This is a genomic window from Streptomyces sp. SID4985 (assembly GCF_009863025.1).
GTDB lineage: Bacteria > Actinomycetota > Actinomycetes > Streptomycetales > Streptomycetaceae > Streptomyces.
This window is the reverse complement of record NZ_WWIR01000628.1, coordinates 14,819-29,609: the sequence shown is the minus strand read 5'-3', so window position 1 is coordinate 29,609 and position 14,791 is coordinate 14,819. Positions and strand designations below refer to the sequence as shown.

Annotated in this window: 16 protein-coding genes; 11 read left to right on the top strand and 5 right to left on the bottom strand. The window is 68.1% G+C overall.

The genetic code is table 11. From position 1 onward, the window contains the following. The first annotated feature begins 131 nt into the window (after positions 1-131). The 9 genes from GTW40_RS26970 to GTW40_RS26930 all read left to right on the top strand — a co-directional run bounded on the left by GTW40_RS26970 (position 132) and on the right by GTW40_RS26930 (position 9,378). A complete protein-coding gene (locus tag GTW40_RS26970; RefSeq protein ID WP_161182768.1) occupies positions 132-632 on the top strand; it encodes a DUF1707 and DUF4190 domain-containing protein in 501 nt (166 codons plus the stop codon). Positions 633-960: 328 nt separating this feature from the next. Further along, on the top strand, positions 961-1,332 hold the full coding sequence (gene rpsL / locus GTW40_RS26965) for a 30S ribosomal protein S12 (RefSeq protein WP_003948652.1): 372 nt from the start codon (positions 961-963) through the stop codon (positions 1,330-1,332). 2 nt (positions 1,333-1,334) lie between these two features. Further along, entirely contained in the window at positions 1,335-1,805 is a 471-nt protein-coding gene (rpsG, locus tag GTW40_RS26960; RefSeq protein WP_081218873.1) for a 30S ribosomal protein S7, read from the top strand. Between the two features lie 39 nt (positions 1,806-1,844). Then, a complete protein-coding gene (gene fusA, locus GTW40_RS26955; RefSeq protein ID WP_161182750.1) occupies positions 1,845-3,971 on the top strand; it encodes an elongation factor G in 2,127 nt (708 codons plus the stop codon). 142 nt (positions 3,972-4,113) lie between these two features. Continuing rightward, positions 4,114-5,307 (top strand): elongation factor Tu, encoded by a 1,194-nt coding sequence (tuf, locus tag GTW40_RS26950; RefSeq protein ID WP_161182749.1) that lies wholly within the window; start codon positions 4,114-4,116, stop codon positions 5,305-5,307. A 180-nt stretch (positions 5,308-5,487) separates the two neighbouring features. Beyond that, on the top strand, positions 5,488-5,886 hold the full coding sequence (locus GTW40_RS26945; RefSeq protein WP_343245794.1) for a hypothetical protein: 399 nt from the start codon (positions 5,488-5,490) through the stop codon (positions 5,884-5,886). A gap of 16 nt (positions 5,887-5,902) precedes the next feature. Next, the gene (locus tag GTW40_RS26940; RefSeq protein WP_161182748.1) at positions 5,903-7,900 is read left to right on the top strand and encodes a hypothetical protein; all 1,998 of its coding nucleotides are present in this window, start codon (positions 5,903-5,905) and stop codon (positions 7,898-7,900) included. 239 nt (positions 7,901-8,139) lie between these two features. Beyond that, on the top strand, positions 8,140-8,439 hold the full coding sequence (locus tag GTW40_RS26935) for a hypothetical protein (RefSeq protein ID WP_161182747.1): 300 nt from the start codon (positions 8,140-8,142) through the stop codon (positions 8,437-8,439). A gap of 216 nt (positions 8,440-8,655) precedes the next feature. Beyond that, a complete protein-coding gene (locus tag GTW40_RS26930) occupies positions 8,656-9,378 on the top strand; it encodes a hypothetical protein (RefSeq protein WP_161182746.1) in 723 nt (240 codons plus the stop codon). A gap of 70 nt (positions 9,379-9,448) precedes the next feature. Here GTW40_RS26930 and GTW40_RS26925 read toward each other — a convergent pair whose 3' ends face one another. The 5 genes from GTW40_RS26925 to GTW40_RS26905 form a co-directional block, all read right to left on the bottom strand. After that, positions 9,449-10,000, bottom strand: coding sequence for a hypothetical protein (locus GTW40_RS26925; protein ID WP_161182745.1), 552 nt, complete (start codon positions 9,998-10,000; stop codon positions 9,449-9,451). A gap of 86 nt (positions 10,001-10,086) precedes the next feature. Then, the gene (locus GTW40_RS26920) at positions 10,087-10,761 is read right to left on the bottom strand and encodes a hypothetical protein (RefSeq protein WP_237525726.1); all 675 of its coding nucleotides are present in this window, start codon (positions 10,759-10,761) and stop codon (positions 10,087-10,089) included. A 5-nt stretch (positions 10,762-10,766) separates the two neighbouring features. After that, the gene (locus GTW40_RS26915) at positions 10,767-12,290 is read right to left on the bottom strand and encodes a putative T7SS-secreted protein (protein ID WP_161182743.1); all 1,524 of its coding nucleotides are present in this window, start codon (positions 12,288-12,290) and stop codon (positions 10,767-10,769) included. Positions 12,291-12,323: 33 nt separating this feature from the next. Then, positions 12,324-13,040 carry a hypothetical protein gene (locus tag GTW40_RS26910; RefSeq protein WP_202486472.1) on the bottom strand — a complete coding sequence of 239 codons (717 nt, stop codon included), beginning with the start codon at positions 13,038-13,040 and terminating at the stop codon, positions 12,324-12,326. Beyond that, on the bottom strand, positions 13,037-13,342 hold the full coding sequence (locus GTW40_RS26905) for a hypothetical protein (RefSeq protein WP_161182742.1): 306 nt from the start codon (positions 13,340-13,342) through the stop codon (positions 13,037-13,039). The genes GTW40_RS26910 and GTW40_RS26905 overlap by 4 nt, the downstream gene beginning before the upstream one ends. A gap of 475 nt (positions 13,343-13,817) precedes the next feature. Between GTW40_RS26905 and rpsJ the strand changes: the two genes are divergently transcribed. Continuing rightward, positions 13,818-14,126, top strand: a complete 309-nt coding sequence (rpsJ, locus tag GTW40_RS26900; protein WP_003948644.1) for a 30S ribosomal protein S10 — start codon at positions 13,818-13,820, stop codon at positions 14,124-14,126. Positions 14,127-14,143: 17 nt separating this feature from the next. Continuing rightward, the gene (rplC, locus tag GTW40_RS26895) at positions 14,144-14,788 is read left to right on the top strand and encodes a 50S ribosomal protein L3 (protein WP_161182741.1); all 645 of its coding nucleotides are present in this window, start codon (positions 14,144-14,146) and stop codon (positions 14,786-14,788) included. Positions 14,789-14,791 lie beyond the last annotated feature (3 nt).

Here is a 14,791-nt window from a genome sequence, read left to right as displayed (position 1 = left end):
GTCCGGGCGATGGCGTCTCCGGGCATTTCCGCCCGGGAAGGGGCGATCGGGCGCATCATGGAGAGACTCCGGCCGGGGGTTTCGGGAGGTGCTCCGTGTCGTATCCGTCGTGGTGGGAGGGGAACGGCCGTCTGCCGGGACCGGTCCCGGGCAGTGGTCCGTCGTTCCTGCTGGCCTCGCACGCCGACCGGGAGCGCACCGTGGACGTGCTGCGCGCCGGGTACGGCGAGGGGCGGCTGGACAAGGGGGAGTTCGACCGGCGGGTGGAGCGGGCCTACGCGGCCCGTACGGTGGGCGAACTGGCACTGGTGGTGGCCGACCTGCCCCATGGCCCCGCATCGCAGCACACGGGCTTCGGGCCCGTCCCGCCGGCCTTTCCGCCGCCCCCGCGGCCGCGGACCAACGGCAAGGCGGTCGGCGCCGCCGTCTGCGGGCTGCTGTGCCTGCTGACCGCCGGGCTCACTGGCATCCCGGCGATCGTGCTGGGACACACCGCGCGCGGTGAGATTCGGCACACCGGCGAGGACGGCGACGGACTGGCGCTGATCGGGATCGTGCTCGGCTGGCTGTCGACGGCCGGCTGGACCGTGTTCTGGGCGCTGCTCATCGTGGCGGCCGCCACCGGTTCATGAGATCTGTCGGCGTCCACGCGTGTCCGGCATGTGAAATCCGCAGCCGTCCGTGGTACGGGGACTTGACATGCCCGGTCCGTCGGGTGCGGGTGGCCCCGCATTTGTTTTGACCGAAGTCCGTGCGGTAGGTACGCTCATACCTTGTGCCTGGGGTGTGCCCTGGCTCTCGTGCGTGCCTTCGACCGCGCGGCGAGCCGTCACCGGCCATCGCAATCCGCGCCCTTCCCCCTTTGCGGCGGGAGGCAGCCGGATTCGACACACCCGACCGCGTGGGTCGGCGAAGTTCCAGGTTAGCTTCACCATTCGGCACACAGAAACCGGAGAAGTAGTGCCTACGATCCAGCAGCTGGTCCGGAAGGGCCGGCAGGACAAGGTCGAGAAGAACAAGACGCCCGCACTTGAGGGTTCGCCCCAGCGTCGTGGCGTCTGCACGCGTGTGTTCACGACCACCCCGAAGAAGCCGAACTCGGCCCTGCGTAAGGTCGCGCGTGTGCGTCTGACCAGCGGCATCGAGGTCACGGCCTACATTCCGGGTGAGGGACACAACCTGCAGGAGCACTCGATCGTGCTCGTGCGCGGCGGCCGTGTGAAGGACCTGCCGGGTGTTCGCTACAAGATCATCCGCGGCTCGCTCGACACCCAGGGTGTCAAGAACCGCAAGCAGGCCCGCAGCCGCTACGGCGCCAAGAAGGAGAAGTAAGAATGCCTCGTAAGGGCCCCGCCCCGAAGCGCCCGGTCATCATCGACCCGGTCTACGGTTCTCCTCTGGTGACCTCCCTCATCAACAAGGTGCTGCTGAACGGCAAGCGCTCCACCGCCGAGCGCATCGTCTACGGCGCCATGGAGGGTCTGCGCGAGAAGACCGGTAACGACCCGGTCATCACGCTGAAGCGCGCGCTGGAGAACATCAAGCCGACCCTCGAGGTCAAGTCCCGCCGCGTCGGCGGTGCGACGTACCAGGTGCCGATCGAGGTCAAGCCCGGTCGCGCCAGCACGCTCGCGCTGCGCTGGCTCGTCGGTTACTCCCGCGCCCGTCGCGAGAAGACGATGACCGAGCGTCTGCTCAACGAGCTTCTCGACGCTTCGAACGGCCTCGGTGCGGCCGTCAAGAAGCGCGAGGACACGCACAAGATGGCCGAGTCCAACAAGGCCTTCGCGCACTACCGCTGGTAGTCGCTACCCACATCGAGACCGAGAGAAGACTGAAGCCTTATGGCTACCACTTCACTTGACCTGGCCAAGGTGCGCAACATCGGCATCATGGCTCACATCGACGCGGGCAAGACGACGACGACCGAGCGGATCCTGTTCTACACCGGCGTGTCGTACAAGATCGGTGAGGTCCACGACGGCGCCGCCACGATGGACTGGATGGAGCAGGAGCAGGAGCGTGGCATCACGATCACGTCCGCTGCCACCACCTGCCACTGGCCCCTCGAGGGCAACGACTACACCATCAACATCATCGACACCCCGGGGCACGTCGACTTCACCGTCGAGGTGGAGCGCTCCCTGCGCGTGCTCGACGGTGCCGTGACGGTGTTCGACGGTGTCGCCGGTGTCGAGCCGCAGTCCGAGACGGTGTGGCGTCAGGCCGACCGTTACGGCGTGCCGCGCATCTGCTTCGTCAACAAGCTGGACCGTACCGGCGCCGAGTTCCACCGCTGCGTGGACATGATCAAGGACCGCCTCGGCGCTGTCCCGATCGTCATGCAGCTCCCGATCGGTGCCGAGATGGACTTCCAGGGCGTTGTGGACCTCGTCCGCATGAAGGCGCTCGTGTGGTCCGCCGAGGCGGCCAAGGGCGAGATGTACGACGTCGTCGACATCCCGGCCACGCACACCGAGGCCGCCGAGGAGTGGCGCGGCAAGCTGGTCGAGACCGTCGCGGAGAACGACGACGAGATCATGGAGCTGTTCCTGGAGGGCCAGGAGCCCACCGAGGAGCAGCTGTACGCCGCGATCCGTCGCATCACCATCGCGTCCGGCAAGTCCGACGGCACCACCGTCACCCCGGTGTTCTGCGGTACCGCGTTCAAGAACAAGGGCGTCCAGCCCCTGCTCGACGCGGTCGTGCGCTACCTGCCGACCCCGCTCGACGTCGAGGCCATCGAGGGCCACGACGTCAAGGACCCCGAGGTCGTCGTCAAGCGCAAGCCGTCCGAGGACGAGCCGCTGTCCGCGCTCGCGTTCAAGATCATGAGCGACCCGCACCTGGGCAAGCTCACCTTCGTCCGGGTCTACTCGGGCCGCCTGGAGTCCGGCACCTCGGTGCTGAACTCCGTCAAGGGCAAGAAGGAGCGCATCGGCAAGATCTACCGCATGCACGCCAACAAGCGTGAGGAGATCGAGTCGGTGGGCGCCGGTGACATCGTCGCCGTCATGGGCCTGAAGCAGACCACCACCGGTGAGACGCTGTCCGACGACAAGAACCCGGTCATCCTGGAGTCCATGGACTTCCCGGCGCCGGTCATTCAGGTCGCCATCGAGCCCAAGTCCAAGGGTGACCAGGAGAAGCTGGGTGTCGCCATCCAGCGTCTCGCGGAGGAGGACCCCTCCTTCCAGGTCCACTCGGACGAGGAGACCGGCCAGACCATCATCGGTGGTATGGGCGAGCTGCACCTCGAGGTGCTGGTCGACCGTATGCGCCGTGAGTTCAAGGTCGAGGCGAACGTCGGCAAGCCGCAGGTCGCGTACCGCGAGACGATCCGCAAGGCCGTCGAGCGACTCGACTACACGCACAAGAAGCAGACCGGTGGTACCGGTCAGTTCGCCAAGGTGCAGATCGCGATCGAGCCGATCGAGAGTGGCGACACCTCGTACGAGTTCGTGAACAAGGTCACCGGTGGCCGCATCCCGAAGGAGTACATCCCTTCGGTGGACGCCGGTGCGCAGGAGGCCATGCAGTTCGGCATCCTGGCCGGCTACGAGATGACGGGCGTCCGCGTCATTCTTCTCGACGGTGGCTACCACGAGGTCGACTCCTCCGAGCTCGCCTTCAAGATCGCCGGTTCGCAGGCCTTCAAGGAGGCCGCGCGCAAGGCTTCGCCCGTGCTCCTGGAGCCGATGATGGCCGTTGAGGTCACCACGCCCGAGGACTACATGGGTGAGGTCATCGGCGACATCAACTCCCGCCGTGGCCAGATCCAGGCCATGGAGGAGCGGATGGGCGCTCGCATCGTGAAGGGCCTCGTGCCCCTCTCGGAGATGTTCGGCTACGTCGGAGACCTCCGCAGCAAGACCTCGGGTCGCGCAAGCTACTCGATGCAGTTCGACTCCTACGCCGAGGTTCCGCGGAACGTCGCCGAGGAGATCATCGCGAAGGCCAAGGGCGAGTAACGCACCCCGTTTACACGCTTTAGGCTTGACACCGACCGCCGGGGTCGGACCACTCGGAAACACCCCGGCGGGCGGCATCCCAGCAAAGATCACCTGGCGCCGATGAGTAAGGCGTACCAGAACCACTCCACAGGAGGACCCAGTGGCGAAGGCGAAGTTCGAGCGGACTAAGCCGCACGTCAACATCGGCACCATCGGTCACATCGACCACGGTAAGACGACCCTCACGGCCGCCATTACCAAGGTGCTGCACGACGCGTACCCGGACCTCAACGAGGCCACCGCGTTCGACAACATCGACAAGGCGCCCGAAGAGCGTCAGCGCGGTATCACCATCTCCATCGCGCACGTCGAGTACCAGACCGATGCGCGTCACTACGCCCACGTCGACTGCCCCGGTCACGCGGACTACATCAAGAACATGATCACCGGTGCCGCGCAGATGGACGGCGCGATCCTCGTGGTCGCCGCCACCGACGGCCCGATGCCGCAGACCAAGGAGCACGTGCTCCTGGCCCGCCAGGTCGGCGTTCCGTACATCGTCGTCGCCTTGAACAAGGCCGACATGGTGGACGACGAGGAGATCCTGGAGCTCGTCGAGCTCGAGGTCCGTGAGCTCCTCTCCGAGTACGAGTTCCCGGGCGACGACGTTCCGGTCGTCAAGGTCTCCGCGCTCAAGGCCCTCGAGGGTGACCCCGAGTGGACCGAGTCGGTTCTCGAGCTGATGAAGGCCGTCGACGAGGCCATCCCGCAGCCCGAGCGTGACGTCGACAAGCCGTTCCTGATGCCGATCGAGGACGTCTTCACGATCACCGGTCGTGGCACCGTCGTCACCGGTCGTATCGAGCGTGGTGTCCTCAAGGTCAACGAGACCGTCGACATCATCGGCATCAAGACCGAGAAGACCACCACCACGGTCACCGGCATCGAGATGTTCCGCAAGCTGCTCGACGAGGGCCAGGCCGGTGAGAACGTCGGTCTGCTGCTCCGCGGCATCAAGCGCGAGGACGTCGAGCGCGGCCAGGTCATCATCAAGCCCGGTTCGGTCACCCCGCACACCGAGTTCGAGGCCCAGGCCTACATCCTGTCCAAGGACGAGGGTGGCCGCCACACGCCGTTCTTCAACAACTACCGTCCGCAGTTCTACTTCCGTACGACTGACGTGACCGGTGTTGTGACCCTCCCCGAGGGCACCGAGATGGTCATGCCGGGTGACAACACCGAGATGTCGGTGCAGCTCATCCAGCCCATCGCCATGGAAGAGGGCCTGAAGTTCGCCATCCGTGAGGGTGGTCGCACGGTGGGCGCCGGCCAGGTCACCAAGATCACGAAGTAAGTTCCCTTGCTTCGAGGTCACTGACTGACCTTCGAGAGGCCCGTACGACTCCGGTCGTACGGGCCTCTTTGCTGTCCCCGCGCAGCCGTCAACCCGGGTCTCGACAACCCACCGTGACGAAGACCGCCGTCCGTCGGTTGGGGGGTGTCGGACGGTGGACGGTGGATCGGAGTGTGGACGGTGGACGGACCTGGTGTTTCTCTGGCACCTGGCGGTGCTCGTGGTGCTGTCGCTTCCCCGGGCGGGGGAGGACTGCTGGCCTCCTCGCCCGCACGGCAGCGTGCGGCGGCGCGGGCGCTCCAGGACGGCCTGGAGCCGGACACCCGGGCGGCCGGGGCGTGGGCGGACGACGAGACCGGCGCCGCCGTGAAGGCGTTCGGCGCCCGGGACGGCGACGGCTGGCTGACCTCGACGGCCCTGCGTACGGCGCACACGGCCTGGGGCGCGCAGGTGCGGAACCTGCTGGACCGGCTGGGCGCGGAGAAGGACGCGCTGGGCGGCACGATCACGGTGCTGACGGCGGCCGACCTGGACGTCGGTACGGACGTACGGCGCGTGTCGGCGCTGGACCGGTACTGAGCGGGGGCGGGCCGCGATGCCGACGTACCACGAGATCATGACCGCCGACCTCGCCGCGCTCACCGGCGCGGCCGAGCGCTGGGACGGCATGGCGGGGGAGTTCGCCAAGCAGGAGAAGGCGTACCGGCGGCAGGTGTACGGCATCACGCTCGCGCCCGCCTGGTCCGGCATGAGCGCGGAGGCGGCGCACGGCCGCTTCGGCGCCACTCTGCGGGAGTTCGAGTCCGCGCGGACGGAGGCCAAGGCGGTCGCCTCCCTGCTGCGGGACGCGCACGCGCAGTTCACGGAGCTGCGGGGGCGGTTGACCAGGACGCGTCGGGAAGCCCTGTCGGCGGGGCTGCGGGTGTCGGACCAGGGGGTGGTGACGGCGGACGGCTCCGACGAGTCGGCCGTACGGTCCTGGCAGGACCGCGTCGACCATGCCGTACGGGCGGTGTCGGACGCGGACGAGGGGGTGCGGCTGGCGCTGGCCGCCGCGGTGGACGGCGGCTCGGGGCGGGGCTTCAACGGTTCGGCGCGGGGCGATGTCGAGCAGTACGAGGCGCTGGCGGCGGAGGGTCCGCTGGAGCGGCTGAGCCGGGGCGGGCGGCTCACCCCGGCCGAACTCGCCGAACTGCGGCGGGCGTTCCGCGACAACGCGGGCGACGAGACCTTCTCCCGCATGATCCTGGACGACCTGGGCCCTGCGGGCACCGTCCGCCTCACGAACGAGCTGAACGACCTCCTCCACGGGCCCCGGGGCGTCCCCGGCCTCTCCCCGACGTACCACGCCCTCGAATCCGGCCTGGCCGACAGCCTGGCGACGGCGACCCGCGACACCGGCTCGGCCTGGTACCGCCACTGGCGCGCCGGTATGCGACGGGCGGGGGTCCAGCGCCGGGCCACCGACGCGCAGGGCGAGCGCCTGGACAAGGCACTCGGCTACCAGTCCCTGGTCACCCTCATGCGCGCGGGCCACGGCTACTCCCCACGCATGCTGGAGAACCTGACCGACGACCTGATCGCCGCCGAGCGGAGCCGCCCCGGGATCTGGCAGACGCGGGGGGAGTACGCGGGGGCTCGCTCGGGCTGGTTCGCCAACGACCCCGTGGACGGCGCGCTGGGCCTGATGAGCCGCGACCCCGCCATCGCGGCCCACTACCTCTCCTCGGACGCCCACATGCGGTACCTGGTGAAGGAACGGGACTGGTCGGTGACGCTCCGGGAGGGGAGGGGCGGCACCTGGACACCGGGCCCGGACGCGGACGACCGGGCGGGCTTCGGGGCGGCGCTGGAAGCGGGGGCGACGGGTGTCTCTCCGGCGGGCGGCCCCTACGTCCCGCACGGCCCCCAGAACGAAGCGGTGCTCCGCTCCGCCCTCCACCACCTCTCCGGCCAGGGCGACGACTTCCCGCCGTCCCTGCGCCGCCCACTGGCGAACGTCCTGGTGAACCACGGTTCGACCGTGCACGCATCGATGAGCGAGATCGACATCTCCCGCTCGGCTCTGCCGCAGGACGAGCTCTTCGAGGTGACGAAGCAGGTCTCCAAGGACCGGGGTGCCTACGGCGTCCTGAACGGCGGCCTCAACCAAGCGATGGTCTCCGACATCCACACCCCCCACTCCCCGTCCCCCGAACCCCTCCTCCGCGCCGGCCGCACGGTGGGCTTCCTGGAGGAGGCCCGGGTGCAGGCTCAGGGGGACCCGAAGACGGCGACCTTTGAGACCAAGCCGTTGTTCGACAGGGTGATTGGTTATATCCCTGTTGCTAGTGCGGATGTGCAGGAGGGGTTTGATTATGTTACGGGGAAGTGGTTGGAGGATGAGCAGGAGAGGCTGGATTCTCAACAAAAGGAGAGCAACGAAAAGACGTACGCAGCGAGAAATAGGCAGCTAATGGCGCTGGCTGATGAATGGCACAAAGCGCGCTCCGCAGAAGGGCGCGCCAGTTTCGATACGAGGGCAATGGTGATGCAGGCATCTGAGAGTGGAGCAGTTCAGGCGGCTGGAGTCTCGGGGAAGCAGCCCAAATGAACTGGCGGTCGTGGGATCATTTTCTGCGCGCTGCCACCCTGGGGGTTCTGTTCCTCGCAACGTCCTGTGTCGACTCGACCGACCGGACCCTCCCGGCTGTCATCTGTGGAACACGCGTCAGCCCCAGCCTCACTCGGGCACTGATTGATCCTGGGCGCGACTTTCATGAAATCAACGGAGTTGATCGCTCCGAAGCTGTTTCGGCCCCATGTTCCCTGTTGTCCGGGAAGATCTCGGTAATGAGCCTGCATTTCTGGTGGGCTGACGGGCCAGTGGACTTCGACTACATGGCGCGACAAACTGGATCGGTGTCCCGCGTAGCGAGTGCGCGAGAAGTGGAAGCGCCGTTCAAAGCGGTGGTGGGAACGGATGGTGCCATTGCGGCCGCTCGATGCGATACAAAGTCAGGCGACCACTTCGCTCTCACCCTCCAGCTCCCCCAGATCAAGCTCACGGATCAGACCCACCGCAAGGACATCGAGAAGTTCATGCGGGCCTACTTTCCGGCGACTGTCAGGACTCTGGGCTGCGCTGGATGACGCCGGGTGCCACCAGTGAGCCACGGGAAACACAAGATCGCTTCAAGGCGGGGCAAAGATTGCCAAGATGGCGCATTGCTTGACCATCGCATGAATGTTCGGCCGCCGTTTCGTGATGCGGGCGCCCCTACACTCTGCGAGCCATCCAGCGATCTTGCTCCGTGCGGCACGCCGTACGGGCTTTCTCGTGCTGCCCTCTCCTCCGCAAGGACACCCATGCGCCTCCCGTCCCGTGCCGTCACGCTGCTCGCCGTAGCGGCGCTTCCCCTGGCCGCTCTGACGGCGTGCTCCTCCGGCTCGGCCTCCGACGGCGGTACGAGCGCCAAGGTGGCCAAGGCCAAGGACCCCAACGCCGGCCTGCTGACCGGTGCGCAGCTGAAGAAGGCGCTGGCTCCGGCGTCGTACTTCCCGAAGGGATTCGCGGTCGACGACTCCGCGAGCCGGGACACCGGTGACACCTACACGCCGCCGTCCGCCAAGCCCGTCGCCAAGCCCGAGTGCGACCTTCTCGCCGGCACCAGCTGGATCGAACTCACCGGCATCGGCGGAGTGTCGTTCGCCCAGAACTCCTACGTCAGCAAGAACACGTCCGAGGAGCTCGACCAGGAGATCGACGTCTACCGCGGCACCACCGCGGCCGACGTGCTGAAGGCCCTGCCGAAGGTCGTCGCCGCCTGCCCCTCCTACATGGACACCGATTCCCACAGCAAGGTCAAGGTCGCCGGGGCGGCCACGGCCGGTCTCGGCGACGAGGCCTACACCATCACCCTCACCAGCGACGCCTGGGAGACCGGGACCACCCTCATCGCCGCCCGGAAGGGCACCGCCGTCGTGACCGCGCTGTCCACCGCGGGCAGCGACAACGGGGCCGCGAACGCGAAGAAGCTCACGGAGAAGGTGCTCTCCTCGCTGAAGGGCACGGACGCCGCGAAGGGCTAGTCCGGACGGTCGGACGGAAGGGGCCGGTGGGCGTGACGCCCACCGGCCCCTTCCGGTGTCTGTCCGGCGCTCAGCGCGCGTGGAACACGATCCAGCGGGGAGCTGCGGAGAGTCCCCGTTCGTCGGTGTGCCAGCCGTACGTCTCGGCGATGCCTACCGCCCGGGCCACGCCCAGCCGGCCGTAGTAGCTGTCGTCGACCTCCACGCGGCCGTCGCGGTGACGCCAGGTCGTGCCGCTGCTCTGCCGACCTTGGAGCACCGGGGCCCGGCCGTCGAGCAGCGCGCGGAACTGGTCTTCCAGCCAGGGCTCGTCGGCCGAGCACTCCCGCCGCAGCCGGGCCCGGTTCAGCCACAGGCGGCGGCGGGTGCGGAGGCGGCGGCCGGTGCCGGGCGGCGCGGGCAGGTCGAGATCCCAGACGAAGGCGAGGGGGAAGAGGACCGTGAAGTACAGGAACACGAGGACCAGGTAGGGCACCAGCCACAGTGCCCACAGGGCCGGGAACCACAGCCACTGCAGCACGTACCGGAGGCGTGCGGTCGAGACCGGTTTCGGTGGGCGGGGGCCCAGCCGGGGGTCGGTGAGGAGCGTGTCCGTCGAGAAGTCGATCCGGTTCATGGTCATCCGAGCGCCTGCCTGATGTCGCGGGCCCTGTCACCCACGTGGTCGATCCCTTCGGGCACCTTCTGCGAGCCGTGCGCCTTCCGTGTTCAGCGTTCGCGGTACCAGGTGGTGAGGACCGCGAGGGCGTAGGCGAGTCGGAGGTCCAGGTGCTGGGGTTCGAGGCGGTAGGTGTCGCTGATGCGCCGGTAGTCCAGGACCGTGCCGTGCCCCGGGACGTGCCAGCGGGTGCGGGAGGGTCGGCCGAAGGAGTCGTCGTCCGGGGAGCCGTCGATGTAGGAGTACACCATCAGGCAGACGACGAAGAGGAACCAGACCGGGGCGGTCACCACGTAGGCGAGCCACGCGTACCACGTCCCCTCGCGGCCCGTGACCTGCTGGGACGAGGGGTGCAGCCGCGCGGTCCAGCGGACACGGCGCGGCCAGGGCAGGAGGCGGCCGTCGCGGCGGGTGACGCGGGCGAGGGGCACGCCCTCTGCCGTGAGCACGTCGTGGACGTCGGGAGCCACGGGCCGGACGGAACAGAGCGGGGTGTCGTCCGCGCCGTTGTGGATCCAGAACGGCACGGGCGACTGGCGGCTCCGGCGGTGGGTGGAACGCGGTGCGAAGACCCGGGCGAACGGTGTGTCCTCGGGCCGGGAACCCGGTGGCCGGATGGTCGAAGCCATCTCGGCGTCCTGAGGCAGCCGCCCCGCCGCCGGGTCGGACACGGGAACGGGGTTGTTCACGGAGACCTGGAACGCGTGTGCCACGTTGTTGTTCACGGTTGTCATCCCAACGGGTTGGCGCTCGTGATGCGGCCGAGAACCTGGTCCGCTTTTTCGCGCGCCTGATCGATCTTCTCGTGGATCTTCTCGGATCCGTACTGAACGTCCTCGGTCGCGATGCGAACCCCTTCCTTGTACAGGTCCTTCGAGCCGGTCACCGCCTCGTACCCGCGCGCTGTCCAGGACCGGGGGTCGATGTAGCTGTCGACGGCCCTGCCGGTGTCGTCGATGATCGGCCGGACCGAGTCCGCGAGTGCGGGAATGTGGCGCAGCGGGGTCTTCTCGATCAGATGGGGCATCAGCTTCTGGAAGCCCTTGTCCGTCAGCTTCGTACCGGCCCCGTACAGGACGCGATCACCGAGCTCCTTGGCGACGGCCACGTTGAAACGGTCCTTCAGCGTGTCCGCGGTGATGTGGATCGCCGCCGCCTTCCTGCCCAGGGCGCCCACGTTCCGCATCGCCCACTTCTCGGCATCCGTACCCAGCTTCGCGGTGCCTCCGACGTGCTCGATGATGTCGCCGGCGCGCTTCCACGAGTCGGCCGCCTTGGCGCCGAAGTCCAGTGCCCGCATGGGGATCTTGACGCCCGTGAAGGCGCCCTTCGCGATCTTTCCGCCGCGCAGCAGATCCCCGAACGGGATGAAGCCGACGAGGTCCAGGCCGATGTCCATCGCGTTGGCCTTCTTCGCGCCGGCCGCCCAGCCGACGCCGTGGAAGGCGAGGGCGCCGCCGTTGAGCACCATGCCGATGGCCTCGAAGGCGATGGCGCCGACGACGGTCTCGGAGGTGACGACGGCGAGGACGTCGCAGGCGGCGCTGGCGTAGCCGAGCCAGTCGCCGATCTCGTAGATCGTGTCCGCGTGCTTCTGGACCCACTTCCAGAGGTCACCGGCGAGCTTCCCGACCTCGTCGCCGATGCTCGACAGCAGGTCGCCGAGCTTGTCGAGGAGGGACGCGTCGGGGGCGATCTCCGCGGCCCTGCGGAGCATCGACGCGGCTGCCGCGGCCGCCGCGTCGTGGTCGGCGAGCAGGCGCTGGGCCTTCTTGACGATGTCGTCCAGGTCGGCCCGGGCGTCGTGCACCCGCTTCGTCGCGTGGTCCAGTCGCTGCTGCGCGTCATGCAGCTGCTCCTGCGTGTCGAAGGACTTGCCGGCCAGCCCCAGATCGGGGTTGTTCTGCGCGGCCTTCAGCGCCTTGCGGGCCGCGGCGGCCTCGCTCTCGTAGCGGCGCGCGAGGGACTGGAACTCGCGCAGCCGCGTGTCCCAGCCGTGCAGTGCGTGCGCGGCGTCGGTCAGGGAGGAGTGTCCCTCGGCCAGGTACTTCGGCAGGCTGCCGACCTGCTTCGCGAAGGCCGAGGCCGCCTCGCCCGCCCAGGCGCCGTTCGACCTGCCCAGCCGCGTCAGCGTCGTGTGCGCGTCATGGAGTCGCTTGCCCACCCCGGTGAGGGAGGTGACCAGGCGCTCCACCGAGGCGGGGACGCCGGGCGCGGGGTCGAAGCCGAGAGCTTCGTACGTCTGTGTGCTCAACGGGGGTGATCTCCGGTGCCGTTCTCGGGGGCGTCAGTAGGCGGTGAAGGGGGAGAGCGGCGCGCTGTGGTCCGCGGGTTCGGCGTCCCCGGCGCCGACGGTCTCGCCGAAGGCGACGGTGTCGGCGATGTCCGCGAGGACCGCCTGGTAGTGGAAGAGGTCCCGCACGTCGGCGGTGCTCAGGCAGAGGAGCAGCAGCCGGTCCTCCGAGGGGAAGGGCAGCCAGACCTCGATCCGGACGTGGAACTGCTCCAGCTCCTCCTCGTCGGGCAGCTCCCACACCGAGCGCGACCCGGCGACGCGGACGATCCCGGGACCGGCCGGCAGCGTGATCAGCTGGACCTCGCTCTCCCCGTCGTCCTGCGCCAGGACCTCGGAGATGCCCGCCGCGGTGAGATGGGGGTCGGGGTTCTCCAGCTCCCGCACGCTGACGGTGAGCGTGGCACGGCTGATCCGCTCGGGCGGCTCGGTGCCGTCCGTGCTGCCACCGATGGGGAAGACCCCGATCGCCTGGTAGACGGCACCGCCCTCGACGAGGGTCTGCGCGCCGGCCGCCTGGACTGCCCGGGTGAGCAGGCGCAGGGGCTCCAGATCCTCCTGCCCGCCCCAGTAGTCGTGGGCGAACTCCCGCAGGCGATCGCCGTGCGTCTCCTCGTCGTCCCCGAGGCCGAGGGGCATCTCGTGGAACTCGGGCCCGACCTCGAAGCGGAACGCGGGCGGGGCGGTCTCCTCGGGCAGGGGCGCCGTCACCGTGCCCCGACCTTCACGGACCGGACCTTGGCTGCGACCTCGTCCTCCAGGTGCTGGAAGAGGCGCCCCGACTGCGCGACCTTCTCCGCGACGCCGCCCGTGGCCTCGGCGATCAGCTTGATGCCGTGACCCCACTTGTCCTGGAAGTCGTCACAGGCGTCCTCCAACTCGGTGGAACCCGCTCCTCGCGGCCCGATGTCCTCCAGTTGCCGCATCGCGGACCGCATGTTCTCGGCGCACTCGCCGAGGTCTCCGACGAGCCGGGCCAGTGCCTCGAACTCGGCCCTGCAGAAGCTCGCCATCCCTGTTCCGCTCCCGTGGATCCGTCCGTCAATGATGTGCACATCACAACATATGGACGACGCGGCGGATCACCCGTGTTTGACCTGCGTCACTCTCGGGGTAATCTCTTGCGCTCGATTGGCCAGGGGCGGGGGCCATGTGGCAGACTGTCCGAGTTGCTCGGTCGAGTGTTGATGCTGCGCGCCTCCCGCCGGGAGGACCGGAAGCGAGTCCCACAGTACTCGTCAACCCCTTGTGGGTTGGACGTACGGGAATCTTCCGGGAAGTGTGGGTGCGGCACCGGCCAGGCGCTCGGTGGGCCTTCCGCCCCCGGTCTGCGGTTCCGGACGGGCCGTGTGCATTCCCGAAGGGATGTTCCGTATAGGGGCATTTCTGTCAGCGGGAGCGCGACACGCCCGACCGCGTGGGTCGGAGAGAAGGCAATCGGAAACCACCGGGTTCCAGAGCGTTGAGAGACAGGACTACTGAGTAGCCATGGCGGGACAGAAGATCCGCATCCGGCTCAAGGCCTACGACCACGAGGTCATCGACTCCTCGGCGAAGAAGATCGTCGAGACGGTGACGCGCACTGGTGCGTCGGTCGCGGGCCCGGTGCCGCTGCCCACTGAGAAGAACGTGTACTGCGTCATCAAGTCGCCGCACAAGTACAAGGACTCGCGCGAGCACTTCGAGATGCGCACGCACAAGCGCCTGATCGACATTCTCGACCCGACCCCCAAGACCGTTGACTCTCTGATGCGACTCGACCTTCCGGCCGGTGTCGACATCGAGATCAAGCTCTAGGGATCGGTGATCTGAGAATGGCTAAGCAGATCAAGGGCATCCTGGGCGAGAAGCTCGGCATGACGCAGGTGTGGGACGAGAACAACCGTGTTGTTCCGGTCACCGTCGTCAAGGCCGGTCCGAACGTTGTGACCCAGGTCCGCACGAACGACGTCGACGGCTACGAGTCGGTCCAGATCGCCTTCGGCGAGATCGACCCGCGCAAGGTGAACAAGCCCCTCAAGGGCCACTTCGCCAAGGCCGACGTAACTCCGCGCCGCCACCTGGTGGAGATCCGTACCTCCGACGCCAGCGAGTACACGCTGGGTCAGGAGATCACTGCCGAGGTCTTCGAGTCGGGCGTCAAGGTCGACGTCACCGCGAAGAGCAAGGGCAAGGGCTTCGCCGGTGTCATGAAGCGCCACAACTTCAAGGGTGGCAAGGCGTCCCACGGTGCCCACCGTGTGCACCGCATGCCCGGTTCCATCGGTGGCTGTGCCACCCCCGGCCGTGTCTTCAAGGGCATGCGCATGGCGGGTCGCATGGGCAACGAGCGGGTCACCACCCAGAACCTGACCGTTCACGCCGTTGACGCGGAGAAGGGCCTGCTCCTCATCAAGGGCGCGGTTCCTGGTCCGAACGGCGGCCTCGTCCTGGTCCGCACCGCGGCCAAGGGGGCCTGAGGA